This window comes from Lysobacter sp. F60174L2 (genome assembly GCF_052547135.1).
On record NZ_JBQWRA010000002.1, the window covers coordinates 572,723 to 597,111 of the forward strand.

22 protein-coding genes are annotated in these 24,389 nt (G+C 68.1%); 14 read left to right on the forward strand and 8 right to left on the reverse strand.

Going from position 1 to position 24,389, the window contains the following annotated elements; translation table 11 throughout:
• The first annotated feature begins 11 nt into the window (after nt 1-11).
• Nucleotides 12-2,099: a prolyl oligopeptidase family serine peptidase gene (locus ACT9AS_RS07795; RefSeq protein ID WP_445099552.1), complete on the forward strand. Its 2,088-nt coding sequence runs from the start codon at nt 12-14 to the stop codon at nt 2,097-2,099.
• On the opposite strand, the gene ACT9AS_RS07800 is transcribed toward ACT9AS_RS07795, so the two are convergent.
• Together ACT9AS_RS07800 and ACT9AS_RS07805 are read right to left on the reverse strand one after the other, a co-directional pair.
• Nucleotides 2,069-2,812, reverse strand: a complete 744-nt coding sequence (locus ACT9AS_RS07800) for an MliC family protein (protein ID WP_445099553.1) — start codon at nt 2,810-2,812, stop codon at nt 2,069-2,071. The two genes, ACT9AS_RS07795 and ACT9AS_RS07800, sit on opposite strands and share 31 nt — an antisense overlap.
• Nucleotides 2,813-2,823: 11 nt before the next feature.
• Nucleotides 2,824-4,620, reverse strand: a complete 1,797-nt coding sequence (locus tag ACT9AS_RS07805; RefSeq protein WP_445099554.1) for a M14 family zinc carboxypeptidase — start codon at nt 4,618-4,620, stop codon at nt 2,824-2,826.
• A 163-nt stretch (nt 4,621-4,783) separates the two neighbouring features.
• Between ACT9AS_RS07805 and ACT9AS_RS07810 the strand changes: the two genes are divergently transcribed.
• From ACT9AS_RS07810 to ACT9AS_RS07820, 3 genes are all read left to right on the forward strand, one after another.
• Nucleotides 4,784-5,416 carry a glutathione S-transferase N-terminal domain-containing protein gene (locus ACT9AS_RS07810; RefSeq protein ID WP_445099555.1) on the forward strand — a complete coding sequence of 211 codons (633 nt, stop codon included), beginning with the start codon at nt 4,784-4,786 and terminating at the stop codon, nt 5,414-5,416.
• Nucleotides 5,417-5,483: 67 nt separating this feature from the next.
• Nucleotides 5,484-7,115, forward strand: a complete 1,632-nt coding sequence (locus ACT9AS_RS07815) for a POT-type proton-dependent oligopeptide transporter (protein WP_445099556.1) — start codon at nt 5,484-5,486, stop codon at nt 7,113-7,115.
• A gap of 3 nt (nt 7,116-7,118) precedes the next feature.
• On the forward strand, nt 7,119-7,724 hold the full coding sequence (locus ACT9AS_RS07820; RefSeq protein WP_445099557.1) for a rhomboid family intramembrane serine protease: 606 nt from the start codon (nt 7,119-7,121) through the stop codon (nt 7,722-7,724).
• Between the two features lie 24 nt (nt 7,725-7,748).
• On the opposite strand, the gene ACT9AS_RS07825 is transcribed toward ACT9AS_RS07820, so the two are convergent.
• Nucleotides 7,749-7,922: a hypothetical protein gene (locus ACT9AS_RS07825; protein ID WP_445099558.1), complete on the reverse strand. Its 174-nt coding sequence runs from the start codon at nt 7,920-7,922 to the stop codon at nt 7,749-7,751.
• 289 nt (nt 7,923-8,211) lie between these two features.
• On the opposite strand from ACT9AS_RS07825, the gene ACT9AS_RS07830 reads away from it, so the two are divergent.
• The 4 genes from ACT9AS_RS07830 to ACT9AS_RS07845 all read left to right on the forward strand — a co-directional run bounded on the left by ACT9AS_RS07830 (nt 8,212) and on the right by ACT9AS_RS07845 (nt 11,004).
• Nucleotides 8,212-8,913, forward strand: a complete 702-nt coding sequence (locus ACT9AS_RS07830; protein WP_445099559.1) for a histone H1-like repetitive region-containing protein — start codon at nt 8,212-8,214, stop codon at nt 8,911-8,913.
• A gap of 27 nt (nt 8,914-8,940) precedes the next feature.
• A complete protein-coding gene (locus tag ACT9AS_RS07835; protein WP_445099560.1) occupies nt 8,941-9,222 on the forward strand; it encodes an N-acetyltransferase in 282 nt (93 codons plus the stop codon).
• Nucleotides 9,223-9,318: 96 nt separating this feature from the next.
• Entirely contained in the window at nt 9,319-10,032 is a 714-nt protein-coding gene (locus tag ACT9AS_RS07840) for a pseudouridine synthase (RefSeq protein ID WP_445099561.1), read from the forward strand.
• 69 nt (nt 10,033-10,101) lie between these two features.
• A complete protein-coding gene (locus tag ACT9AS_RS07845) occupies nt 10,102-11,004 on the forward strand; it encodes a PdaC/SigV domain-containing protein (protein ID WP_445099562.1) in 903 nt (300 codons plus the stop codon).
• 117 nt (nt 11,005-11,121) lie between these two features.
• Here the strand turns inward: ACT9AS_RS07845 and ACT9AS_RS07850 are convergent, their stop codons facing one another.
• Nucleotides 11,122-13,359, reverse strand: coding sequence for a M3 family metallopeptidase (locus tag ACT9AS_RS07850; protein WP_445099563.1), 2,238 nt, complete (start codon nt 13,357-13,359; stop codon nt 11,122-11,124).
• Nucleotides 13,360-13,523: 164 nt separating this feature from the next.
• On the opposite strand from ACT9AS_RS07850, the gene ACT9AS_RS07855 reads away from it, so the two are divergent.
• On the forward strand, nt 13,524-13,961 hold the full coding sequence (locus tag ACT9AS_RS07855) for a CBS domain-containing protein (RefSeq protein ID WP_445099564.1): 438 nt from the start codon (nt 13,524-13,526) through the stop codon (nt 13,959-13,961).
• A gap of 9 nt (nt 13,962-13,970) precedes the next feature.
• On the forward strand, nt 13,971-14,468 hold the full coding sequence (locus tag ACT9AS_RS07860) for a glutathione peroxidase (protein ID WP_445099565.1): 498 nt from the start codon (nt 13,971-13,973) through the stop codon (nt 14,466-14,468).
• Between the two features lie 142 nt (nt 14,469-14,610).
• Here the strand turns inward: ACT9AS_RS07860 and ACT9AS_RS07865 are convergent, their stop codons facing one another.
• The 3 genes from ACT9AS_RS07865 to ACT9AS_RS07875 all read right to left on the reverse strand — a co-directional run bounded on the left by ACT9AS_RS07865 (nt 14,611) and on the right by ACT9AS_RS07875 (nt 19,684).
• Nucleotides 14,611-17,004 (reverse strand): helix-hairpin-helix domain-containing protein, encoded by a 2,394-nt coding sequence (locus ACT9AS_RS07865; RefSeq protein ID WP_445099566.1) that lies wholly within the window; start codon nt 17,002-17,004, stop codon nt 14,611-14,613.
• A gap of 97 nt (nt 17,005-17,101) precedes the next feature.
• Complete coding sequence (locus ACT9AS_RS07870) at nt 17,102-17,911, reverse strand: ferredoxin--NADP reductase (protein WP_445099567.1); 810 nt, start codon at nt 17,909-17,911, stop codon at nt 17,102-17,104.
• A gap of 99 nt (nt 17,912-18,010) precedes the next feature.
• Entirely contained in the window at nt 18,011-19,684 is a 1,674-nt protein-coding gene (locus ACT9AS_RS07875; protein WP_445099791.1) for an AarF/UbiB family protein, read from the reverse strand.
• Nucleotides 19,685-19,862: 178 nt separating this feature from the next.
• On the opposite strand from ACT9AS_RS07875, the gene ACT9AS_RS07880 reads away from it, so the two are divergent.
• The 3 genes from ACT9AS_RS07880 to ACT9AS_RS07890 all read left to right on the forward strand — a co-directional run bounded on the left by ACT9AS_RS07880 (nt 19,863) and on the right by ACT9AS_RS07890 (nt 23,204).
• Nucleotides 19,863-20,426, forward strand: coding sequence for a DUF488 family protein (locus ACT9AS_RS07880; protein WP_445099568.1), 564 nt, complete (start codon nt 19,863-19,865; stop codon nt 20,424-20,426).
• A gap of 428 nt (nt 20,427-20,854) precedes the next feature.
• A complete protein-coding gene (locus ACT9AS_RS07885) occupies nt 20,855-22,321 on the forward strand; it encodes a SulP family inorganic anion transporter (protein ID WP_445099792.1) in 1,467 nt (488 codons plus the stop codon).
• Nucleotides 22,322-22,331: 10 nt separating this feature from the next.
• Complete coding sequence (locus ACT9AS_RS07890) at nt 22,332-23,204, forward strand: universal stress protein (RefSeq protein ID WP_445099569.1); 873 nt, start codon at nt 22,332-22,334, stop codon at nt 23,202-23,204.
• A gap of 18 nt (nt 23,205-23,222) precedes the next feature.
• On the opposite strand, the gene ACT9AS_RS07895 is transcribed toward ACT9AS_RS07890, so the two are convergent.
• Nucleotides 23,223-23,951 (reverse strand): BON domain-containing protein, encoded by a 729-nt coding sequence (locus tag ACT9AS_RS07895; RefSeq protein WP_445099570.1) that lies wholly within the window; start codon nt 23,949-23,951, stop codon nt 23,223-23,225.
• 255 nt (nt 23,952-24,206) lie between these two features.
• On the opposite strand from ACT9AS_RS07895, the gene ACT9AS_RS07900 reads away from it, so the two are divergent.
• On the forward strand, nt 24,207-24,386 hold the full coding sequence (locus ACT9AS_RS07900) for a hypothetical protein (RefSeq protein WP_445099571.1): 180 nt from the start codon (nt 24,207-24,209) through the stop codon (nt 24,384-24,386).
• The last annotated feature ends 3 nt before the right edge of the window (nt 24,387-24,389 follow it).

Consider the following 24,389-nt stretch of genomic DNA (forward strand, 5'->3'; position numbering starts at 1 on the left):
GGAGAATCACGATGATCCCGATCCCGACATTCATCGGGGCGCTGGCCTGCTGCGCGCTGCTGTGGCCCGCCAGCCTCGCGCGCGCCAACGACGGTGACGCCGCGTTACACGCTGCCGTCGCCGCCGAACGCGCCCGTCCCGCGGCTCCGCGCCATCCACGGACAGCGTTCGTCAGTGACCACGCGTCACGTGCGGTGCGGCTGTCACCCGATGGCCTTCACGTCGCCTACCTGCGCACGCAGGGTCAAGCGCACAGCCTGTGGCTGTTGCCGACCAAGGCAGGCGGCGAGGCGCGTCGACTGCTGGCGCGGACCCGGGCCGAGCAGTTGCTTTGGTCCCGCGACGGACGCTGGCTGTTCGTCACCGCCCCGCGCACGCTGTCGATCCTCGGCCTCGATGGCGGCGGCATGCGCATCCCGCTGGGAGGTAGCGAGCAACGCGACGTGATGCGGGTCGATCCGTCACAACCTGCCGCGGTGGTGTTACGCGAGCGTGTTCGCGACGCCCGCGGCCAGCGCTGGCGCATTGTACGTTTGGACGCGCACGGGCGACGCACCCCGCTGTGGGAGGATCCGCACTGGGTGCATGAAGTGGCCTTCGATGCCAGTGGTCGGCTGGTGGCATTGACCAGGTCCGAGGGCGACCACAACGCGATTCACCGCGTCGACGCGGACGGCACGCTGCGCAGCGCGAGGCGCGTGGAACCGATGGCGCGCGCCTCGTTGCTGGGCATCACCGCGCAGGGCGACCTGCTGCTGCGCGGCGACACCGGTGGCAACTTCAAACGGGTGTTGCGACTGGACCGCGAGGGCGGGTTGCACACGTTGCACGTCGATCCGCGCGGCGAGGCCGATCTGGACGGGCTCGCGCTCGACCCTGTCACCGGGCAACCGTTGATCGCCAGCTACCGCAGTACGGTCGCGGCCAGCTATGGCATCGGTCCGGCGGAGGGCCGGGTGGCCGCGATCAGCAGTCACTTTGCGGGACGTGATCTCGAGATCGATGTCGGCCGTGGGCCCGGCGCGTACTGGCTGGTGTCGGAGCGCGACAGCACCCTGCGCGACCCGCGCTGGCATCTTTACGATCCGCGCAGCGGAGCCTTTCGACGCATCCTCGCCCAGGAGGTGAAGGCATCCCGGCCGCTGCCGGAGACTGCCTTGGCACAGAAGATTCCGTTCACCTACCGTGCCTCCGATGGCATGCGCGTGCATGGCTTCCTGTTGCTGCCGCCGGGAGCCGATCCCGCGCGCGTGCCGCTGGTGGCGCAGGTGCATGGCGGTCCGATCAACCACTTCCGGCCCGGCTACGACGGCATCGCCCAGCTGCTGGCCAACCGCGGTTATGCGGTGTTCCAGTCCAACTTCCGTGGCTCGACCGGGCACGGCCGCGACTACATGTTCGCGTCGCATGGCGACTACGGCAACGGTCGGGTGCAGCAGGACATCGTCGAAGGCGTGCGCTACCTGCTGGCGCAGGGCATCGGCGATCCTGGGCGGGTCGGCATCGTCGGCCACTCCTTCGGCGGCTATTCCACGCTGCTGGGCGTGACGTTCTCGCCGGAATTGTTCAAGGTCGGCGTGGCCGGCGCACCGCCGGCGGATTTCGGCTGGTCAATGAAATGGCTGGTCGATGCCGGCGACCAGGGCGCGCGGCCTGACGGCTCGCTGATTGCAATGTTGCGCGCGCTGTCGATCGATCCGACCGACCCGGAAACCTACGCGCGCCTGCACGCGCAATCGCCCGTGGCCAACGCCGAAAAACTGCGGCGTCCGTTGCTGATACTCGCCGGTGGCGCGGATCGCACGGTGGCCATCCGTGAAGTGATCCATTACGCCGCTCGACTGCAATTGCTGGGCAAGCAGGTCAGCCTGTACGTCGAGCCCGGTGGTGGTCACTCGCCGGTCGACCCGTTGCCACGCGAGGCCTATGTCTACCTGATGGAAACGATGCTGCACTCGCACCTGGGTGGCGCGAAGCCGGACGCCCCCGGCGTGGAGTTGCGCGCGTACCTGCAGAAGAACCTGCGCCTCGTCGGGCCCGAGTTCGCGGCGATCGCAGGGAGTACGCGTCAGTCGTCCAGGAATGCGCCACAGCCCTGATAAGTCATGTCGCCGACCTTCAGCCTTGCACCGGCCTCGAACCATTCGCCGCTCATGCCGTCCTGGCAGGATTCGCGGGTGATGGTCAGGACCACGTCGGTGCCATCCGCGGTCGCGCCGGTGTAGCCGGATGCATCGCCCTGCAGCGCCTCGGTCTGCGCTACTTCGATGGTGCGTTCCGCGTAGTCGAGTGTGGCCCGCAGCGAGGGGCTCTCGCCGCGATCGACCTCGACGAACCAGCCCGGTTCGCCGCCACCGGCGCGGAAGCCGACCCCGCGCTCCGCGGCCTGGAACCACGGCGACGGCCGCTCGGAGCGGGTGCATTCGCGCTTGGCGGTTTCGCTGCCGGCCTCGGCGGCGAGGCTCAGGGTGCCGCTGTCGCCCTTGGTCCAGAACTCGTTGCCGGCGTCGTCGGCATAGCGCGCGCCGGAGCCCGACACCGCGATCGGCAATTCCAGCTCGCGGCCGGAAAAGGCGAGGGCGACGCGCTGGGAGTCATCCAGGTAGGTCGAGGCAACCCCGATTTCGCCGCATTGCCAATGGAAGGTGCCGGCGATGGCTTCGGCGGGCACGGGCGTCGGTGCGGCCGGCTCGGTCGTTGCCGGTGCGTCGGGCGCAGTGGCCTCGCGACCGGCTTCAGGCTGGCAAGCGACCGCGAGGAGCGCGACCGCGAGCGGGAGCGTCAGGCGTGGAGTGGCGGCAGGCAGGTTCATCCGGGTCTCCTTCAGCGTGGGGCGCGGTCCGTCCGCAGCACGGGATAGAGGTTGTAACGGTCGTCCCACGAGGAGTGGAGGCGATAGAAGTAATCGAGCCGCGCGCGTGGGCTGGCGGCGAATTCGGCGTCCTCGCGCAGGCGCTTCTCGAACGCGGCCTTCAGCTTCGGGTCCTTCGCCAGCATCTCGCGGGCGACCTCCTCGGCGACGTAGGCCTCCATGTATTCCTTGCGCTCGAACGCGTTGTTGAACTCGCCCCAGGCCGCCAGCGAGTCGCCCGCCTTCGGCTCGAGCACCTGCATCACCAGTCGCGACTTGGGCTGCGCGATCGGCACGAACAGGGCGCCGGCGGCGACGTCGCGGGTCTCCGGTTTCCACTGGCCTTCCAGTTCCAGCCGCTGGTGGCCTTCGTACGACGCGTCGCCGAACTTCACGGCGTCGGCGCGGAACGTCTCGACCTTCGCGTTCGACAGGGCCTGCTCGATCCGGCGGTAGTCGATGTCATGCCGGTCGAGCCGCTCGGCAACCCAGTCGGCGTGCGCGGCCGGCACCAGGTAACCGGCCTCCGGTGCCTCGACCACCAGCGACGGGTGGATGTCGTCGCACAGCGGCACCTGCCAGGTTTCCGGCGTGGTTTCGTCGTAGCGCGTCATGGTCGCGCCGGAGATTTCCGACGGTGTGCGGGTGTAGGCGTAACCGAGGAAATCGATGGTGTGGCAGTTGTCGCTGGCCTTGTAGTCCAGCGCCACCGGATCGCCGCCGAGCCGGGTCGCGCGCTTGTCGGCCGCCTCGGCCAGCGCCTGCCATTCGTTGCCGTGTTCGGCAACCTGCTGCAGCACCGCGACGATCGCGTCGTGGGTGGTCTTGACCCGGTGCGGATAGTCGCGCCACGAGTGGGTTTCCACCAGCATCCCGAGCCGGTTGCGCAGTTGCATGTAGCCGTGCGAGAAGCGCGGGGTCGAGACGCCGTCGATGAACCCCGAGGCGGGGTTGTCGTCCTGCACGAACGACGGATAGAACGGCAGCGGCAGCGCGCCCTGTTCGCCGAGATAGCCGATGGTGGCATCGCGCAGTTCGGTGCCGGCTTCGCGCAAGGCCTTGTCGCCGCTGTTGACCGGCTCGACCTGGATCGACACGTCATGGCGAAACTTGGCGCCGTCGGTGACGTGCAGGTCGACGTAGGCCAGCGGGTCCCACTGGTTGATCAGGCCCAGCATCGCCTGCATCTCCGGCGCGTCGGCCTTCACGTAGCCGCGGTTGAGGTTGTAGTTCTGCGCGGTGGTGCGCCAGCCCATCTGCTCGGGGCCACGCTGGTTGGGGCGGTTCCAGGCGCCGAAGCGCTCATGGCCGTCGACGTTGAACACCGGCACGAACAGGAACACCTGCTTCTCCAGCACGCCCGGCGCGAGCGTGCCCTCGAGCATCTCGCGCAGGGCGAGGAAGCCGGCGTCCTTGCCGTCGATCTCGCCGGCGTGGATGCCGCCCTGGATCAGCGTCACCGGCAAACCCTGCTCGCGCGCCGCATCGGGCGTGAATGCGCCGGTCTGCGACACCACCAGCAGCTTCATCGGCCGGCCTTCCGGGGTGGTGCCGAAGGTTTCGCAACGCACGGCATCGGGGTAGCGCGCGGCGAATGCGTCGCACAGCTCGATGACCTCGGCATAGCGGCCGGTCTGGATGAAGCCGCTGCGCTCGGACACGGTGGTCAGCGGCGCGTCCTGCGCGACGGCGGGCAGGGCGGGCGTGAGCAGCAGGCTCGCCACCAGCGTGGAAAGCAGGGCGGGACGCAGTTCGCGGGTGCGGATCATCGGCAGGCCTCGTCAGGTGATCGGTCGATGGTAACGCCGCGCCGGCGCGGCGGCCCGGGACAAGGGTCATGGCGATGACGGGGCACAGCATCCCATCCGGACGCACGGCTTGCGCCTAGACTTGTGCGCTTCGACATCCAACCTTTCGAACATGGAGCCGCGCATGCATACGCTTTACTACTCGCCCGGCGCCGCCAGCATGGCGGTCCACTGGCTGTTGATCGAACTGGGCCAGCCGCCCGAGCTGCGACTGCTCGACTTCGCCAGCCGCGAGCAGAAGTCGCCGGAATACCTCGCGCTCAATCCAGCTGGCGTGGTGCCGACCCTGGTCACCGATGGCGAGCCGATGTCCGAAGCCGCGGCGATCCTGATGCATCTGGCCGACACCCATCCCGACGCGGGCTTCGCCCCGGCCCCCGGCGACCCGCGTCGCCGCGCGTATTACCAGTGGATGTTCCACCTCGCCAACATGGTCCAGCCGCAACTGCGCACCTGGTGGTACCCGGCCGAGGCCGCGGGCGAGGCGAATACCGACGCCGCGCTGGACCTGGCCCAGTCGCGCCTCGAGGCAGCCTGGACCCGGCTCGACGCGCACCTGGCCGCGCACGCCCCGTACATGCTGGGCGAGCAGGTCAGCGCGGTCGATTTCTACCTCACCATGCTGATGCGCTGGGCGCGCGGGACGCGACAGCCGGCGACCGACTGGCCGCACCTGGCCGCGCACGCGCAGCGGATGAAGGCGCGGCCGTCGTTCGCACTGCTCTACGAGCGCGAAGGCCTGTCCGGGTGGGATTGAGCCGGCAGCCCGCCAGCATCACGCTTCCGGTAGGCTTGCGCCCTTGGAATTCCAAGATCCGCACTAGATGACGACAGCCACCGAGACGCCCGGCCGCCCGGGCAAGCTGCCCCGCCAGATCCCGTACATCATCGGCAACGAAGCGTGCGAGCGCTTCAGCTTCTACGGGATGCGCAACATCCTGGTGCCGTTCCTGATCAGCTCGGTGCTGTTGCAGTACATCCCGGCGGGACTCGACCGCGAATCGGCGGCGAAGGACGTGTTCCACACCTTCGTCATCGGCGTGTACTTCTTCCCGCTGCTGGGCGGTTGGCTGTCGGACCGGTTCTTCGGCAAGTACAACACCGTCCTGTGGTTCTCGCTGATCTATTGCGCCGGCCATGCCTGCCTGGCGATGTTCGAGGACAGCCGCGCCGGGTTCTTCAGCGGCCTGTTCCTGATCGCGTTCGGGTCGGGTGGGATAAAACCGTTGGTGGTGTCGTTCTGCGGCGACCAGTTCGACCAGAGCAACAAGGACAAGGCGAAGATCGTCTTCGACGCGTTCTACTGGATCATCAACTTCGGCTCGTTCTTCGCCTCGCTGTTCGCGCCGCTGCTGCTGCGGCACTACGGGCCGTCGGTGGCGTTCGGCGTGCCGGGCGTGCTGATGTTCATCGCCACTTTCGTGTTCTGGCTCGGGCGCAAGCAGTACGTCAACGTGCCGCCGTCGGGGTCGGACCCGGATTCGTTCCTTTCCGTCTCGCGCACGGCGCTGCTGGCGCGTGCGGCCGGACACGGACGGCCGGGGCTGGTGATTGCCGCCATCGGCGTGGTTGTCGCGGTCGGCCTGCTGGTGCTGTGGGCACTGTCGCTGGGCGGCATGGCGCCGGGCTGGTGGCCGGACGACTTCGGCTTTGTCATCAGCGCCTGCCTGGCACTGGGCGCGTTGATCGCGTTCGGTGGCGTCGGCACCTCGATGCAGCTTGATCGCGCGCGCGGGCGTCACCCGGACGCCGCGGTCGACAGCGTGCGCGGCGTGCTGCGGGTGTTGATCGTGTTCGCGCTGGTGACGCCGTTCTGGTCGCTGTTCGACCAGAAGGCCTCGACCTGGATCATCCAGGGCCGCGAAATGGTGGTGCCGCATGACAGCTGGTGGTGGCCGAGCTGGCTGGTGATGGAGCCGGCGCAGATGCAGGCGCTCAACCCGCTGCTGGTGATGCTGCTGATCCCGTTCAACAACATCGTGCTGTACCCGGCGCTGCGGCGGATGGGCTTCCAGGTCACCGCGCTGCGGCGCATGGGCTGGGGCATCGCGTTCTCCGGCGTGGCGTGGGTGGCGGCGGGCGTGATCCAGCTGTGGATCGACGGCGGCGACGAGGTGTCGCTGGCTTGGCAGACGCTGCCGTACACGCTGCTGACTTTCGGCGAGGTGCTGGTGTCGGCGACCGCGCTGGAGTTCGCCTACAGCCAGGCCACGCAGTCGATGAAGGGCGTGATCATGGCGTTCTGGTACCTCACCAGCACCTTCGGCAGCCTGTGGGTGCTGATCACCAACGCCGCCGTCCGCAACGACGCGGTGACCGCGAGCATCGCCGGTACCGGCTACAGCGAGAACGCATTCCTGATGTTCTTCTTCGCGGCATTCGCGTTCGTGGCGGCGCTGGCCTTCGCCATGTATGCGACGCGCTATCCCATGCAAGACAACTACAGGACCGCCTGACCGATGCTGACCCTGATCCTGATTGCCGTGACCGTGCTGGTTTCGTGGCTGGCGTTCGACCGCCCGCGCCTGCTGGACCGGTTGATCCTGTGGCCGCCCGCGATCGACCGCCAGAATCAGTACGACCGCCTGCTGACCCACGGCTTCATCCATGCCGACTGGCAGCACCTGCTGTTCAACATGATCACGCTGTTCTTCTTCGGACGGATCGCCGAGCAGGTGATCGGGTCGATGATCGGGCCGATCGGGTTCCTGCTGTTCTACCTGTCGGCGATAGTCATCGCGATCCTGCCGACCTACCTGCAGCACCGGCACGACGCGCGCTATCGCAGCCTCGGGGCCTCGGGCGGGGTGTCGGCGGTGCTGTTCGCCTTCATCCTGGTGCAGCCGTGGTCGCTGATCTTCGTGTTCTTCCTGCCGGTGCCGGCGATCGTCTACGGCGCGTTCTTCGTCGGCTATTCGATCTGGATGGACCGGCAGGGCACCGACAACACCAACCACAACGCGCACCTTTCGGGCGCGATCTACGGCGTGCTGTTCATGCTGCTGATGGAACCGCGGATCGCCGGCGTTTTCCTGCAGCGGCTGATGAATCCCTCGTTTGGCTGAGGGCTCCATCGTCGGGCTGATGCCTCAGGCGGCCGCGGCCTGGTCGTCGTCGCCGTAGGCCTGCAGCAGGCGTTCGTAGACCAGGGCGTCGATCCGGGCCAGCTCGCCGGTGTCCTCACCACAGGCCAGTTCGTACAGGCGCGCGACCAGGGCGTCGTCGCTGTCGGTTTCGCAGGCTCGGGAATGCAGGTCGGTCATGACAGTCTCCTGTTCGGGCAGGGCGCCGGCGGCCGGTGCCTGCATGGGAACTCAACGCAGATTCCATGCCACCCCGGCAACCGGGTGGGTCGGGCGGCTTTGCGGGCGGCACGAATGACGTGCTGCGTCACACTTCGCCACGGATGTCCCGCCGTCGCCGTCGGCCGTCGATGCTCACTCCGCGTAAATGCATCGCGTGATATCGAAACCCTGTCGCGCGACGGCGTGACCCGAAGGCGCGCATCCGAACGTTCGCCGGCGCGTCCCTGATTCCCCGACGGAGGACTGCATGGCCACGAAGAAGGCAACCAGCAAGAAGACTGCCGCGAAGAAGGCGACGGTGAAAAAAGCTGCCGCGAAGAAGACCGCCGCGAAGAAGGCACCGGCCCGGAAAGCCGCTGCCAGCAAGAAGGCGGTCGGAAAGGCCGCGACGAAGAAGTCCGCGACCAGGAAGCCCGCCAGCAAGAAGACGGTGAAGAAGGCCGTACGCAAGACCGCCGCCGGCAAGACGCCTGCGAAGGCCGCGAAAAAGACCGTTGCGAAGAAGACAGCCAGCAAGGCGCCAGCCAAAAAGTCGGTTGCGAAGAAATCGGCCGTGAAGAAGCCGGCAGCGAAGAAGACCACTGCACGAAAGGCCCCCGCGAAGAAGACGGTTTCGAAGAAAGCCCCCGCAAAGAAGGCCGTCGCAAAGAAGGTCACGAAAAAGACGACCGCTTCCAAGGCCGCCACCAAGCCCCGCAAGATCACCCCGGCGAAGGCCCTGGCCAATACCCGCAAGCTGCTCAAGGCCAAGCAGGAGCATGACCAGCAGCCGCAACCATGGCAGGCGCTCGACCCGGCACACGGGCACCAGCCCGACGCGGGCTTCCAGTCCGCCAGCGCCGCGGCCAAGGCCGAGGAACTGCACGCCGCCGAAAGCCGGATGCAGGGCATACAGGGCAGCAACAGCACCCACGACCGCCACAACCAGGGCAAGCGCGACAATCGCTGACTTGCCTCCCACCGTCAGGAACTCCGGATGACCACGCCCTCCGATATCCAGCACCAGCCCGAGCGCCAGCGCTTCACCACCCGCGTCGACGGACACGACGCCGAGCTTGAGTACCGGATCGACGGTGGCTTCATGGACATCACCCACGTGACCGTGCCCGATGCGATCGGGGGGCGCGGGATCGCCAGCCAGCTGACCCTGGCGGCGTTCGAGCAGGCCCGCGCGGACGGCATGAACGTCCGGCCTTCCTGCCCGTACGCGGCAGCGTGGGCCGAGCGGCATCCGGAGTTCAGTCAGTTGCTGGGGTGAACCGGTCGGTGCGGGTTGGCACTCAGGCACCCCCGGCGCTCGCCAATGGGGGTGGCTTGTGCCAGCCTGTGCGCCCCCCGCCGTGCCAGCCACCCCATGCGCCTCAACAAATTCATCAGCGAAAGCGGCTTCTGCTCGCGCCGCGAAGCCGACCGCCTGATTGCCGAGGGCCGGGTCACGGTCAACGACCTGCGCGGGCGCGTCGGCTCGGAAGTGGGCGAGGGTGACGAGGTCCGGGTCGATGGGCAGTCCCTGCGTGCGCGCACCGTGGCCAAGGGCCAGAAGCAGCACGTCTACATCGCGCTCAACAAGCCCGTCGGGGTGGTCTGCACCACCGAATCGTCGGTCAAGGAGAACATCGTCGACTTCGTCGGCCACGAGCGTCGGATCTTCCCGATCGGCCGGCTCGACAAGGATTCGGAGGGCCTGATCCTGCTGACCAGCAACGGCGACATCGTCAACGAGATCCTGCGCGCCGAGAACAAGCTGGAGAAGGAATACCTGGTCGCGGTCAACCACGAGGTCACCCCCGAGTTCCTGCGGGCGATGGCCCGGGGCGTGCCGATCCACGGCCAGACCACGCTGCCATGCAGGACCGGCAAGCTCGGCCGCTTCGGCTTCCGCATCGTGCTGGTGCAGGGCCTGAACCGGCAGATCCGGTTGATGGCCGCGTACTTCAAATTCCGGGTCAAGCAGCTGGTGCGGGTGCGGATCGGCAACGTCAAGCTGGGCCGGCTCAAGATCGGCCAGTGGCGCAACCTGACCGATGCCGAACTGCGTGGCCTGCTGCCCCAGCGCACCGACTGGTAAGCGCGGCAGCCTGCATCCGGGCATCACATCGCTGGCGATAAGGTCGGCCCATTCAGGAGGGGCCGATCCATGGAACTTGCGTTCGCGAAACGTCTCATCGCCGTCGCGGCGATGCTTGCCGCGGTGGTCGCCTGCGATCGCCCGGCCACCGATCAGGCGAGTGCGGGAGCAGTGGCCACGACGCCTGCGGCCGTCCAAGCGCCCGAAGTGGATCTGGACGACGTCATCGAAACCACGTCCGACTACGTGATCGGCATCAGCTATCCGCAATCGGCGGCCAAGTATCCCCGACTGGCGGCCGAACTGAAGGCATACGCCGACGAGGCCCGCGCCGAGCTGATGCGGGCGGTGGAGGCACGCCGGCAGTCGCAGCCGGCGGGCGAGGGCAACGAGGGATCGGCGATGTACGACCTGTCGCTGACCTTTACCGAGGTGCTGGACAGCCCGCGACTGGCGGCCTACGCGGCCGACGGCAGCATGTATACCGGCGGCGCCCACGGCATGCCGTTGCTGGCGCGCTTCGTCTGGGTGCCGCAGCAGCAACAGTTGCTCACCGCCGGCACGCTGGTGCCACAGGCCGGGGGCTGGGAGGACATCGCCGGATACGTGCGAGAGCAGTTGCACACCGCGCTGTCGCAGCGGATCGAGGCCGATGGGCTCGACCCGGCGGAACGCGCGGAGTTTGCCCGCAGTGCCGGCCGGATGATCGACGAAGGCACCGGAGTCGACCCGGCCAATTTCTCCCAGTTCGAACCCGTGGTGGGCGTCGACGGCCGGATCACCGCGATCCGCTTCGTGTTCCCGCCGTACCAGGTCGCGCCGTATTCCGACGGGATCCAGACCGCGGAGGTCCCGGCGTCGGTGTTGCTGCCGCACGTGGCGCCCGGGTATCGCGACCTGTTTGCCGAAGGCGCGGCCAGCGGTGGGGATCCCAGCGTGGTGGCGGCTCCGGAGGGTTCCCCGACCTCGTGAATTCCCGTTGCGGGTTCGTGGCTGGCGCCGTGGGCATGGTCCCGGGAGTATTTCACCCGGCATGAAAAAGGCCGCCCGGATTGCTCCGGGCGGCCTTCTGTTACAGCTGCCTGCCGATCAGTTGGCGGGCTTCGGCGCGTCGGGCGCCTTGGCGTCGTCCGCGACCGGGGCATTCAGGCCGCGGCGCTCCAGCAACGGCTCGATGCGCGGCTCGTGGCCGGTGAAGTCGCGGAACAGCTGCAGCGCGTCCTTGCTGCCGCCCTGCGACAGCAGGCTGGCGCGGAAGTGGTCGCCGTTCTCGCGGGTCAGGCCGCCGTTGTCCTTGATCCAGGCCACGGTGTTGGCGTCCAGCACCTCCGACCAGATGTAGGCGTAGTAGCCGGCCGCGTAGCCGCCCATGATGTGGCTGAAGTACGGGGTGCGATAACGCGGCGGGACCGGGGCGAAATCGGTGCCGTTGGCGACCATCGCCTTGGCCTCGAAATCCATCACCTTGTCGGCCGCGGGGATCGCATCGGCGTCCAGCTGGTGCCAGCTCTGGTCCAGCATCGCCGCGCCGAGGTACTCGGTGGTGGCGAAGCCCTGATTGAACTGGGCACTGGCCAGCACCTTGTCGAGCAGTTCTTTCGGCATCGCCTCGCCGGTCTGGTAGTGCTTGGCGTAGTTGGCCAGCACCGACGGCCAGTCGGACCACATCTCGTTGACCTGCGACGGGAACTCGACGAAGTCACGCGGCACGCTGGTGCCCGAGAAGTACGGGTACTCGACGTCCGAGAACAGGCCGTGCAGCGCGTGGCCGAACTCGTGGAACATGGTGGTGACCTCGTCCCAGGTCATCAGCGTCGGCTTGCCTTCGGCCGGCTCCGGGATGTTGAGGTGGTTGGCCACCACCGGCAGGTTGCCGGTCAGGCCGGACTGGTCGACGTAGGAGTTCATCCACGCGCCGCCGCGCTTGGACTCGCGCTGGTACGGATCGAAGATGAAGATGCCCTGCTGGCTGCCGTCCTTGTCGAACACGTCGTAGACGGTGACGTCCTCGTGGTAGACCGGCAGGTCGGTGCGCTGCTTGAAGCTCAGCCCGTACAGCTGGTTGGCGGCGTAGAACACGCCGTTCTCCAGCACGTTCTTCATCTCGAAGTACGGCTTGAGCTGGTTCTCGTCAAAGTTGTACTCGGCCTGGCGGACCTTCTCGGAGTAGTACGCCCAGTCCCACGGCTCGAGCTTGAAGCTCGGCTCGCCCTTGGCGGCCTGTTCCTTGTCGATCATCGCCTGCAGCTTGGCGGCCTCGCGCTTGGCGTTGGCGACGGCCGGCGGGGCGAGCTTGTGCAGCATGTCGTTGACGGCCTGCGGGGTCTGAGCGGTCTCGTCGGCCAGCACGTAGGCGGCGTAGGTCGGGTAACCGAGCATGCCGGCCTTCTCGGCGCGCAGCTTCAGGACCTTGGAGACGATGGCGGTGTTGTCCCACTGGTTGCCGCGGCTGCCACGGGCGACCGACGCCTTGTGGATGCGCTCGCGCAGTTCGCGGTTCTCCAGGTAGGTGTTCGGCGGCTGGCCGGTGGTGTTCTGCAGCGCGATCACCCACTTGCCTTCCATGCCGCGGCTCTTGGCGGCCTCGGCGGCGGCGGTGATCGCCTGCTCGGACAGGCCCTCGAGCATGGCGACGTCGTCGACCACGATCGCCGAGTCGTTGACCTCGGCCAGCACGTTCTGGCTGAAGGTGGTGCCCAGCGAGGCCAACTCGCCGTTGATCTCCTTCAGGCGGGTCTTGTCGGCATCGGACAGCTTGGCGCCGGCGCGGACGAAATCGGTGTGGTAACGCTCGATCAGGCGCACGCCTTCGGGGTCGAGGCCGAGGCTGTCGCGGCTGTCGTACAGCTTCTGGATGCGCGCGAACAGCTCCGGATTCAGCGAGATGGCGTCGCTGTGCGCGGACAGTTTCGGCGCGTACTCCTCCTGGATCGCCTTGCGCGCGTCATTGGTGTCGGCGCCGACCAGGCTGAAGAACACCGATGCGGTGCGCGACAGGATCTCGCCGGACTTCTCCAGCGCGATGATGGTGTTGTCGAAGGTGGGCTCTTCCGGATTGGCGGCGATCGCCTCGACTTCCTTCAGCTGGTCGGCCATGCCGCGATCGAAGGCCGGGCCGAAGTGGCTGTCCTTGATCTGGTCGAAGCGCGGGAAATGCAGCGGCAGGGGGCTTTCGGTGAAGAACGGATTGGAGTCGGCCACGGCGGCGTCACCTTGGGAATCGGCGGCTTGGGCGTCGGCACTCTGGGTGCTGGCGTCGGTCTGGCTGCAGGCAACCAGGCCGGTGCCAAGGGCGACGGCAAGCGCAAGCGCGAGGGGGTGCTTCATCGGACAGGGACCTCGTCGAAGGAATCGTTGGCGGAACGCCCAGCCTACCGCACGGGTGTCCCGGCTGCCCATGACGAAAGCCACGGGACGCCGCGGCCGGGATTCACGTACCCGCCACCGGCGTCGCGTCAGGTTATTGAGCCCGGTTCCAGCAAGGAGTCCCCATGAGCACGTCCCTGAGCACTGTCATGACCGCCAAGCCCGCCTGCTGCACCGCCGACACCTCGTTGGCCGAGGTCGCCAGGATGATGATGCAGAACGATTGCGGACAGATTCCGGTGGTCGAAAGCCACCAATCCGGCAAGCCCGTTGGCGTGGTCACCGACCGTGACATCGTCGTGCGGATGGTGGCCGAAGGCCGCGATATGGGCTCGGCCACGGCGTCCGACTGCATGACCACGCCGGTCACCACGGTCGGGCAGGGCGCCTCGCTGGCCGATTGCTGCACGGCAATGGAGCAGAACCGGATCCGGCGCGTCGTCGTGGTCGATGATGCGGGCGCGGTCTGCGGTATCGTCGCCCAGGCCGATATCGCCCGCACCGGTCGCGACGAGAAGACCGCCGAGGTGGTGCAGAAGGTTTCGCAACCCACCAGTCACTGAGCCACGACCATGTCCAGCGCCAACCCGCAAACCGTCCACGACTTCAGTGCCATCGACCTGGACGGCCAGCCGCGCGCGCTGGACGAGTTCCGCGGCAAGGTGCTGCTGATCGTCAACGTCGCCTCGCAATGCGGCTTCACCCCGCAGTACACCGGGCTGGAGAAGCTCTGGCGCGAGTACGGCCCGCGCGGGCTGGTGGTGCTGGGGTTCCCGTGCGACCAATTTGGTCACCAGGAGCCGGGTGACGCCGACGAGATCCGGCAGTTCTGCTCGTTGCGCTACGACGTGAGTTTTCCGATGTTCGCCAAGGTCGAGGTCAATGGCGATGGCGCGCACCCGCTGTGGAAATGGCTGAAGCGGGAGAAGGGCGGGATCCTCGGCATCGATGCGATCAAGTGGAACTTCACCAAGTTCCTGGTTGGGCGGGACGGGCAGGTGATCCGGAGGTATGCGCCGAAGGATGCGCCGGAGTCGATCGCCGGGGACATCGAGGCGGCGTTGGCGTGATGTGGTGCGGGTTTGACCGTCGTCCCGGGTTCAACGGTTGCGCCACACACCCCATGTAGGTGCGACGTAAGTCGCGATTTCACCGATATCCGGGATCGCCGTGAAATCGCGACTTACGTCGCACCTACAACGAAGCCATCCTTCACCCGTTCCCCTTCGCCCGTGCAAACGCGGCGGCCAGCGCATTGTTGGCCGGCGGCGCTGAACCCGTCCGCATCGCACCCGCCTTGGCCTGGCCGTTCGGCCGCTGGTCACGGCCACCCCGCGGGGCGCCCGGCCGGTCCGCGCCACGCCCCGCATCCCGTCCGCCATCCCGCGCCGGTCGCGGCGCCGGCGCGCTGTCGTCCAGCCGGCAGGTCAGGGCGATCCGCTTGCGCGGGATGTCGACCTCCAGCACCTTGACCTTGACCACGTCGCCGGCCTTGACCACCTCGCGCGGGTCCTTGACGTAGCGGTCGGCCAGCGCGGAGATGTGGACCAGGCCGTCCTGGTGGACGCCGATGTCGACGAACGCGCCGAACGCGGCGACGTTGCTGACCACGCCTTCCAGGATCATCCCGACCTGCAGGTCCTTCAGTTCCTCGACGCCCTCGGCGAAGCGCGCGGCCTTGAACTCGGGGCGCGGGTCGCGGCCGGGTTTCTCCAGTTCCTTGAGGATGTCGCGGATGGTCGGCACGCCGAATTTCTCGTCGGTGTACTGCTCCGGCCGGATGCCGCGCAGGAAGGCGGCGTCGCCGATCAGCTGGCGCACCTCGCGGCCGCAGTCGCCCACGATCCGCTCGACCACCGGGTAGGCCTCCGGGTGCACCGAGGAGGCGTCCAGCGGCTGCTCGCCGTTGGCGATGCGCAGGAAGCCGGCGCACTGCTCGAAGGCCTTGTCGCCGAGCCGCGGCACCTTCAGCAGCTGCTTGCGGCTGGTGAACGCGCCGTTGGCGTCGCGGTAGACCACGATGTTGCCGGCCACCGTCGACGACAGCCCGGACACGCGGGTGAGCAGCGCGGCGGAGGCGGTGTTGACGTCGACACCGACCGCGTTGACGCAGTCCTCGACCTTGGCGTCGAGCGCGCGCGCCAGCCGGTGGCCGTCGACGTCGTGCTGGTACTGGCCGACGCCGATCGCCTTGGGCTCGATCTTGACCAGCTCGGCCAGCGGGTCCTGCAGGCGCCGCGCGATCGAGACCGCGCCGCGCAGCGACACGTCGAGGTCGGGGAACTCCTTCGCGGCGAACTCGGACGCCGAGTACACCGACGCGCCGGCCTCGCTGACCACGATCTTCTGCATCTTCAGTTCCGGCGCCAGCTTGATCAGGTCGCCGGCCAGCTTGTCGGTCTCGCGGCTGGCGGTGCCGTTGCCGATCGCGATCAGCTCGACCGCGTGCTGCGCGCACAGCTTGCGCAGCACGTGCAGCGAGCCGTCCCACTGGTTGCGCGGCTGGTGCGGAAAGATCGTGTCGGTCGCGACCAGCTTGCCGGTGCGGTCGACCACCGCGACCTTGACCCCGGTACGCAGGCCCGGGTCGAGCCCCAGCACCACCTTCGGCCCCGCCGGCGCGGCCAGCAGCAAATCCTTGAGGTTGTCGCCGAACACCGCGATCGCCTCGGCCTCGGCCTTCTCGCGGGCCTGGCCGAACAGGTCGAGCAGCAGGTGCAAATGCAGCTTGGCCTTCCACGCGAGGCGGCAGGCGTTGAGCAGCCAGGCATCGGCCGGACGGCCGGCGTCGCGGATGCCGGCATGGTGGGCGACCCGGCCCATCGCCTGCGCGTGGCCGGCCTCGGCATCGGCGCCGGGTTCCAGGTCGAGCGTCACGATCTCCTCGCGACGCGCGCGGAACAGCGCCAGCAGGCGGTGCGACGGGATCTTCGCCAGCGGCTCGGCATGGTCGAAGTAGTCGCGGTACTTGGCGCCCTCGGCTTCCTTGCCCTCGACGACGCGGGCATGGATGCGGCCGATGTCCTGCAGCCATTCGCGCAACTCGCCGACCAGCGCCGCGTCCTCGCCCCAGCGCTCCATCAGGATCGCCCGGGCGCCTTCCAGCGCGGCCTTGGCATCGGCCACGCCCTTGTCGGCGTCGACGAAACCGGCGGCGAATTCCTCCGGCACCTGCGTCGGGTCGGCCAGCAGGCCGTCGGCCAGCGGCTCCAGCCCGGCTTCGCGGGCGATCTGGGCCTTGGTCCGGCGCTTGACCTTGTACGGCAGGTACAGATCCTCCAGCCGCGCCTTGCTGTCGGCGGCCTCGATGTCGGCGCGCAGTTCGTCGGTCAGCTTGCCCTGTTCGTCGATGCTCGCCAGCACCGCGGCGCGGCGGTCCTCCAGCTCGCGCAGGTAGATCAGGCGGACCTCGAGGTCGCGCAGCTGGGTGTCGTCGAGGCCGCCGGTGACTTCCTTGCGGTAGCGCGCGATGAACGGCACGGTCGCGCCCTCGTCGAGCAGGCCGATCGCCGCACGGGCCTGTTCGGGTTGCGCGCCGATCTCGGCGGCAATGGTGCGGGCGATCTGGTCGGCCAGGGCGGCGGCGGGCGTGGCGGGCTTGGACATTGCGATGTTCGACCTTGCGGAAATACGGGGTCCCCGCGATGCGGGGCCGGTCGATTGTGGCGATGCCGGGCCGCGCCGGGAACCCGTTGACAGCCGGCTATTTTTCGACGAACGCGCGCTCGAACACGTATTGCCCCGGCGTGCCGATCCGCGGCGCGGCGGTGAAGCCCCGGCCGTCCAGCAACGCGCGGAAGTCCGCCAGCATTTGCGGGCTGCCGCAGATCATCGCGCGGTCGTGCTCCGGGTCCAGCGGCTCGATGCCAAGGTGCTGCATCATCTGGCCGGTCGCCATCATGTCGGTCATGCGGCCACGATGGTCGCGGCCCTCGTAGGTGAACGCTTCGCGGGTGACGGCGGGGAAGTAGCGCAGCTTGTCGCCGATGACCTCGCCGAGGAACTCGTGGTGCGGCAGTTCCTTCTCGATGTAGTCGCGGTAGGCGAGGTCGCGGGCATGGCGCACGCCCTGGCACAGGATCACGCGCTCGAAGCGCTCGTAGGTCTCCGGGTCCTTGATGATCGACAGCCACGGCGCGAAGCCGGTGCCGGTGCCCAGCAGGTACAGGTTGCGACCCGGGTGGAGGTCGTGGATCAGCAGCGTGCCGGTCGGCTTGCGACCTATCAGCACCGTGTCGCCCGGGCTGATGTGCTGCAGCCGCGAGGTCAGCGGGCCGTCGGGCACCTTGATGCTGAAGAACTCCAGCTGCTCTTCCCAGTTGGCGCTGGCGATGGAATAGGCGCGCAGCAGCGGCTTGCTGCGACCCTCCGCATCCTCGACCTGCAGCCCGATCATCACGAACTGGCCGTTGTCGAAGCGGAAGCCGCCATCGCGGGTGGTGGTGAAGCTGAAGTAGTCGTCGGTCCAGTGGCGGACGTCGAGCACGGTTTCGGTGCCGAAGGCGGATGACATTGCAGAGTCGGGCAGTGCGGGGAACCGCCTATTTTAGCGGAGTGGCGCGCAGGCGGCCCGGGCGGGCCAAAGATCCCGGCAAAACCACTCCGCAATGTGTCAGCGCGGGCCGCGTTCCTCGTGCGGCTTGGCGCGACGGTCGCGGAGCAGGGCGCTGACCACGATGGTGATGCCCAGCACCGCGCCGACCAGGAACAGTACCAGCGCGATCGCCGGGTAGCCCAGCAGGGTCGGGCCGGCGGTGTCGACCCGCATCATCATCGCCGAGGCGATGATCAGCGCGGCGGTGACCACGCCTGCCGCGACCCGGTTGGCGATCTTCTGCAGCGCTTCGAGGATCTGCGAGTCCTCGAACCCGCACACGCGCACCTGCATGCGGTTGTCGGCCAGCAGCGAGAGCACGTCGGACACTTTCCGCGGGGCCTCGCGCAGCAGCGCCTGCATCTCGATCAGTTCGCCGGCCAGGTTGGTCGGCGACAGCGATTTTTTCAGGCGTTCGCGCATGACGTGTTCCAGGTGGTGCTCGACCACCTGTTTGACGTCGAGGGCCGGGTCCAGCGCCAGGCACACCGATTCCAGCGTCAGCAGGGTCTTGCCCAGCAGGCTCAGTTCCGGTGGCGTGCGCAGGCCGCAGGCGGTGGCGATTCGGGTCAGGTCCAGCACCAGCCTCCCTTCCGACAGGATCTGCGAGCCGCTGCGGATCGCATGGTGGGCGGCGTAGCGCGACACCAGCTGGCCGACCTCGCGCAGATAGCCTTCCTCGTCGAAATCCTCCAGCCGGGTGCCCATCGCGATGCCTTCGCCGGCGACCTCCTCGCCGCGTCCGTCGACCGCCGCGAACAGCAGCTTCAGCAGCCGGTCGCGCTGCCGCGGCGGCACGTGCGCGACCATGCCGAGGTCGAAGATCGCCAGCCGGCCGTCGGGGGTAACCAGCAGGTTGCCGGGGTGCGGGTCGGCGTGGATCTCGCCGTGGACGAAGGTCTGGTCGAGGTAGCCGCGCATCAGCGCCTCGGCCAGCTCGCCCATCGGCTGCTCGGTGCGGCGCACGCCGCTGATCTCGGTGACCTTGGTGCCGGTCACCAGGTCCATCGTCAGCACGCGGGTGCGGGTCAGGTCCCACACCGGGGCCGGCACCAGCAGTTGCGGGTAGCCTTCGAAGTGCCGGGCGAAGCGGTCGAGGTTTTCCGCCTCGGTGCGGTAGTCCAGTTCCGCCATCAGGGTCTTGCGGAACTCGTGGATCCAGTCGGCGAAGCGCAGCCGGCGGCCGATGTCGGTGGCGTGGTCGACCCTGCCGGCGATCGAGGCGAGTGCATCCAGGTCGGCGCGGATCTGTTCCAGCGCGTGCGGTCGCTGCACCTTGACCGCCACCTCGCGTCCGCCGCGCAGGGTCGCGCGATGGACCTGCGCCAGCGAGGCACAACCCAGCGGCGTCTCGTCGAAGCTCGCGTAGGCCTGGCTCAGGCGCATGCCGAGCGCGTCCTCGACCGCCTGGCGGATCACCGGGAAGTCCAGCGGGGCGACGTGGTCCTGCATGCGCTCCAGTGCCGTGAGGTACTCGGGCGGAACCATGTCGGGCCGGGTCGACAGGGCCTGGCCGATCTTGACGAAAGTAGGGCCCAGCGCCTCCAGGTCGGTGACGAACTGCTCGGGCTTGCCGTCCGTCGGCACCGCGACATCGTGTTCGACGGTCGCGGCATCCAGGTCGAGCCCGTTGAAGACGCCGGCTTTGCGGTACTTGAGCAGGAACTGCAGGATCTTCGCGGTACGCGCCATTCCGCTTTGCGGTGTGTAGGGGTCTTTCGCGTACCCGTCGCCCGCGGGGCCGGAGTCGGTGGCGTCGGTGGCATCGATCGGATTCATCTCGCTCTGCGCTCGGTTTCCACGGGAATCCCCGCAGCCTAGACGCTGCCGCGTCAACGCCGCTTCACTGCCGGTGCGGCACCATGCGCGCATGGCAATCGACGACAACGGCAAGGGCAGGTTGTGGACCATCGGCCATTCCACCCGGCCGTGGGAGGTGTTCCTGGAAATGCTCGGTGATGCCGGCATCGGGACGCTGGTGGACGTGCGGCGGTTCGCCGGCTCGCGGCGCAACCCGCAGTTCTCCGGCGAGACGATGGCGCGCGAACTGCCGGTCGCCGGCATCGAGTACGTCGCCGCCCCCGATCTCGGCGGCCGACGCAAGGCCGACCCCGACACCCGCAACACCGCCTGGCGCAACGCGAGTTTCCGCGGTTACGCCGACTATATGGAGACGCCGCCCTGGCAAGCCGCGCGCGACCGGCTGGCGAAGCGCGCTGCAACCACGCGTGTCGCCATCATGTGCGCCGAGGCGCTGTGGTGGCAGTGCCACCGCGGGCTGATATCCGACGATTTCAAGGCGCATGGCTGGGAGGTGATCCACCTGATGGCGCCCGGCAAGGAGGACGTCCACCCGTACACCTCCGCCGCACGGATCGTCGACGGCAAGCTGGACTACTCCGCCCCGGAACCGCCGCAACCGTCGTTGTTCTAAGGCCACCGCAAACCCCCACTAACCCCGTGTGTAGGAGCGACGTAAGTCGCGATTTCACTGCGCCCGCATGGAACGAAAGGATCCGCTTGCCTCGCAGGCCCCGAGGCGGTCCTTCGTGAAGCCCCGTCGCAAGCCCGCTCACCGGGTTCCGGCTGCCTCGAGGAGTTCGCGACTTACGTCGCTCCTACAACGGGGTGGGCCGCGCCGGCAGGCGTGGAGCGGCGGCGGGGCTACAATGTCGCGCCCGCTCATCGGGCCGCGCCTCCTGCGTCGCCCCATCCGGAATCCCGTCGTGTCCACGCCACCCTAGACGCTCCGTAGATTACGAAGCCGCGCTTCCTGCGCGGGGTAGTGCGTGTCCGATTCTCGACAGTGGCGACCCGCGAATGCGGGACGCAGGAGCTTTCCCCTTGATCAATACCCAGACGCTGCGCCAGCAATGGTTCGGTAACATCCGCGGCGACGTGCTTTCCGGCCTTGTCGTCGCACTTGCGCTCATTCCCGAGGCGATCGCGTTTTCCATCATCGCCGGCGTCGACCCGAAGATCGGCCTGTACGCCTCGTTCTGCATCGCGGTGGTGATCGCGTTCGCGGGTGGCCGGCCGGCGATGATCTCGGCGGCGACCGGGGCGATGGCGCTGGTGATGGTCGACCTGGTGGCCGACCACGGGCTGCAGTACCTGCTGGTGGCGACCCTGCTGACCGGCGTGCTGCAGTTCCTCGCCGGTGTCGCCAGGCTGCCGGTGCTGATGCGGTTCGTGTCGCGCTCGGTCATCACCGGTTTCGTCAACGCGCTGGCGATCCTGATCTTCATGGCGCAGCTGCCGCAGCTGGTCGGCGTGTCGTGGATGGTCTACCCGATGGTGGCCGGCGGCCTGGCGATCATCTACCTGCTGCCGCGCCTGACCCGGGCGGTGCCGTCGCCGCTGGTCGCGATCGTCGTGCTGACGGTGCTGGCGATCACCCTGGATATCACGGTGCCAACGGTGGGCGACATGGGCGAGCTGCCCGACAGCCTGCCGGTGTTCCTGCTGCCGCAGGTGCCGCTGACGCTGGAAACGCTGTGGATCGTGCTGCCGGTGTCGGCGACGCTGGCGGTGGTCGGCCTGCTGGAGTCGATGCTGACCGCGCAGATTGTCGACGACCTGACCGACACCCCCAGCGACAAGAACCGTGAGGCGCGCGGGCAGGGCATCGCCAACGTCGCCGCGGGCCTGCTTGGCGGCATGGCCGGCTGCGCGATGATCGGACAGTCGGTGATCAACGTGAAGTCCGGCGGTCGCGGGCGGTTGTCGACGCTGGTGGCGGGCGTGTTCCTGCTGATCCTGGTGGTGTTCGCCGGGCCGTGGGTGGCGCGGATACCGATGGCCGCGCTGGTGGCGGTGATGATCATGGTGTCGATCGGCACCTTCAGCTGGTCGTCGATCCGCGACCTGCGCAAGCACCCGCCGACCTCCAGCGTGGTGATGGTGGCGACGGTGGTGGTCACAGTCGCCACCCACGACCTCGCCAAGGGCGTGCTCACCGGCGTGCTGCTGTCGGCGCTGTTCTTCGCGCGGAAGGTCGGGCAGGTGCTGCACGTCGGTTCGGTATCGGCCGACGAGGGGCGGGCGCGGCATTACACCGTGACCGGGCAGGTGTTCTTCGCCTCCGCCCAGGCGTTCGTCAACCGGTTCGACTTCAAGGAGGCGGTCGAGCGCGTGCGCATCGATGTCGGCCACGCGCATTTTTGGGACCTGACCGCGGTCGGCGCGCTCGACAAGGTCGTGCTGAAGTTCCGGCGCGAGGGCACGCAGGTCGAGGTCGTCGGCCTCAACGAGGCCAGCGCTACGCTGGTCACCCGTCTCGGCGTGCACGACAAACCCCATGCCGAGCGGCTGATGGGCGACCACTGAGGAGTCCGACATGACCAACACCCCGCACATCCTCCACGACGGCCACGTGCTCGCCGCCATCGACACCTCCGTCTACACCGAAAGCGTCTGCCACCATGCGGCCTGGGCGGCGGGACGACTGGGCGCGCCGCTGGAGTTCGTCCACGTCATCGACCCGGTCGAGCGCGCGGCGCCGATCGATCTCAGCGGAAGCCTGGGCCTCGGTGAACAGGAATCCCTGTTGTCGGAACTCAGCGCGCTCGACGAAAAGCGCGCAACGCTGTCACAGCAACGCGGCCGGTTGCTGTTGCAGCAGGCCCGCCAGCTGGCCGCGGGGGGCGGTGCGGAGGATATCGACGTCCGGCTGCGCCACGGCGGACTGGTCGACACGTTGATCGAATTCGAAGACGACGCGCGTCTGTTCGTGGTCGGCAAGCGCGGCGAGCACGCGGATTTCGCGAAGGGCCACCTAGGCCGGGAAGTCGAGCGCCTCATGCGCGAGGCGCACCGCCCGCTGCTGGTCGCATCGCGCGAATTCCGCCCGGTGCGGCGCGTGCTGGTTGCATTCGACGGTAGCGAGACCACGCGCAAATGCGTGCAGATGGTGGCCGCCAGTCCGCTGTTCCGCGGCCTCGAAATCCACGTGCTGACCGTGGGCGACGGCGAGGGCAGTCGCGGGCTGGATTGGGCGAGCGGCGTGCTGGCCGCTGCCGGCTTCACCCCGGTCGCCAGCATCGTCCCCGGCGATCCCGAGGAAGCGATTGCCGCCCATGTCCGCGAGCAACGGGTCGACCTGCTGGTGATGGGCGCCTACGGGCACTCGCGCATCCGCCGGCTGATCGTCGGCAGCACCACCACGGCGATGCTGCGCAACTGCCTCGTCCCGGTCCTGCTGCTGCGCTGATCGCACCGCAGCCCCGCGTCAGTTCTTCCCGCGCGTTGCCTGTGCGTCCAGGTTGGCCTGGCGAAGCTCGGGGGCGTCCGGCTCGGTGCCGGCACGTCCGACGCGCACGGAATCGTCATCCAGCGGATCGTTGATCCGGCCGGAGCTGGAAAACCCGCTGCCGACCTGGTTGTTGCCGCTGCGGACGGCTTCACCGCGTGGGCCGAACGATGCGAGCCCGTTGTCGACCCGGATGCGGTTTTCAATGTCCCTGACGCCGTGTACGGCATCGGCAAGGTCCTCGGCGATGTGCTTCATCCGTCGTTCCGGCACTTCGCCGGTCAGGGTCACCACGCCATCCTCGACCATCAGCAGGATCTCGGTGGCGTCCAGCTGGTCGTGGTCGGTCATCCGGGCGATCAACTCGTCGACGATGCTTTCGTCGGAGCGGGTGTAGTTGCGCGGTCCGCGGCCACGATGGCTGACTCCGGCCGAAACCCGACCGGTATCGGCCGTGGCCGAACCACCCCGGCCACTTCCGCTCTGCGCGTGGCGACCCTGGCTCTCGCCATAGCCGCCCTGGGTGAAATCGCCGTAGCCGCCCTGGCCGCGGTAACCGAATGAATCGTCGCGTTGCCGTTCGCCCCATTGGCGATCCGTCAGCGAATGCAGGTCGTGGTAATCGCGATCGGCGGGGTTGTCCTGGTGATGGTGGCGCGCGGCGGCGTACTGGCTGTCGCGCGGGGCGCGCGGGCTTTCACGTTTCATTGCGTGTCTCCGCAGACGGGAGGATCGACCGTATTCCCCCTCGCGTTAGTGCCGCGGCAATGGGCGGCGAGGCCCGGTCGCCATGAGTCCCGGAGCGGTTGGCACCGATTGCGCGCAGTCAAATAAATGAATGCGTGAGCACCAATGTTTTCATCCCGTACGGCTCACGGCTGCGTAACCGCGGCGGGTGTCTGCTTGCCCCATGACGCAACACCCGCCGGTACGCCGGCTCCCTCCCCCCAAGGAGTAACCACCGTGAAAAACCCGAACGAACAGAACGCGCCGCGCCAGGGCACCGGCCAGGACAAACAGCATCAGCAAGCCCAGGGCCAGGCCCGGAACCAGCAGCAGGGACAGGGCCAGCAGACCCGCGCCCAGCAGCAGGACGGCCAGAACAACAACCAGCGCCAGCAGGGACGCGACCAGCAACGTTGAAAC

Bases quoted from the DNA above. Each gene is read 5' to 3' on its own strand.
- ACT9AS_RS07795 (WP_445099552.1), top strand. From the start codon at position 12: ATGATCCCGATCCCGACATTCATCGGGGCGCTGGCCTGCTGCGCGCTG.
- ACT9AS_RS07860 (WP_445099565.1), top strand. From the start codon at position 13,971: ATGTCCAGCGCCAACCCGCAAACCGTCCACGACTTCAGTGCCATCGAC.
- ACT9AS_RS07815 (WP_445099556.1), top strand. From the start codon at position 5,484: ATGACGACAGCCACCGAGACGCCCGGCCGCCCGGGCAAGCTGCCCCGC.
- ACT9AS_RS07835 (WP_445099560.1), top strand. From the start codon at position 8,941: ATGACCACGCCCTCCGATATCCAGCACCAGCCCGAGCGCCAGCGCTTC.
- ACT9AS_RS07870 (WP_445099567.1), bottom strand. From the start codon at position 17,911: ATGTCATCCGCCTTCGGCACCGAAACCGTGCTCGACGTCCGCCACTGG.
- ACT9AS_RS07880 (WP_445099568.1), top strand. From the start codon at position 19,863: ATGGCAATCGACGACAACGGCAAGGGCAGGTTGTGGACCATCGGCCAT.
- ACT9AS_RS07850 (WP_445099563.1), bottom strand. From the start codon at position 13,359: ATGAAGCACCCCCTCGCGCTTGCGCTTGCCGTCGCCCTTGGCACCGGC.
- ACT9AS_RS07840 (WP_445099561.1), top strand. From the start codon at position 9,319: ATGCGCCTCAACAAATTCATCAGCGAAAGCGGCTTCTGCTCGCGCCGC.
- ACT9AS_RS07830 (WP_445099559.1), top strand. From the start codon at position 8,212: ATGGCCACGAAGAAGGCAACCAGCAAGAAGACTGCCGCGAAGAAGGCG.
- ACT9AS_RS07825 (WP_445099558.1), bottom strand. From the start codon at position 7,922: ATGACCGACCTGCATTCCCGAGCCTGCGAAACCGACAGCGACGACGCC.
- ACT9AS_RS07820 (WP_445099557.1), top strand. From the start codon at position 7,119: ATGCTGACCCTGATCCTGATTGCCGTGACCGTGCTGGTTTCGTGGCTG.
- ACT9AS_RS07810 (WP_445099555.1), top strand. From the start codon at position 4,784: ATGCATACGCTTTACTACTCGCCCGGCGCCGCCAGCATGGCGGTCCAC.
- ACT9AS_RS07800 (WP_445099553.1), bottom strand. From the start codon at position 2,812: ATGAACCTGCCTGCCGCCACTCCACGCCTGACGCTCCCGCTCGCGGTC.
- ACT9AS_RS07845 (WP_445099562.1), top strand. From the start codon at position 10,102: ATGGAACTTGCGTTCGCGAAACGTCTCATCGCCGTCGCGGCGATGCTT.
- ACT9AS_RS07875 (WP_445099791.1), bottom strand. From the start codon at position 19,684: ATGGCGCGTACCGCGAAGATCCTGCAGTTCCTGCTCAAGTACCGCAAA.
- ACT9AS_RS07865 (WP_445099566.1), bottom strand. From the start codon at position 17,004: ATGTCCAAGCCCGCCACGCCCGCCGCCGCCCTGGCCGACCAGATCGCC.
- ACT9AS_RS07895 (WP_445099570.1), bottom strand. From the start codon at position 23,951: ATGAAACGTGAAAGCCCGCGCGCCCCGCGCGACAGCCAGTACGCCGCC.
- ACT9AS_RS07890 (WP_445099569.1), top strand. From the start codon at position 22,332: ATGACCAACACCCCGCACATCCTCCACGACGGCCACGTGCTCGCCGCC.
- ACT9AS_RS07855 (WP_445099564.1), top strand. From the start codon at position 13,524: ATGAGCACGTCCCTGAGCACTGTCATGACCGCCAAGCCCGCCTGCTGC.
- ACT9AS_RS07805 (WP_445099554.1), bottom strand. From the start codon at position 4,620: ATGATCCGCACCCGCGAACTGCGTCCCGCCCTGCTTTCCACGCTGGTG.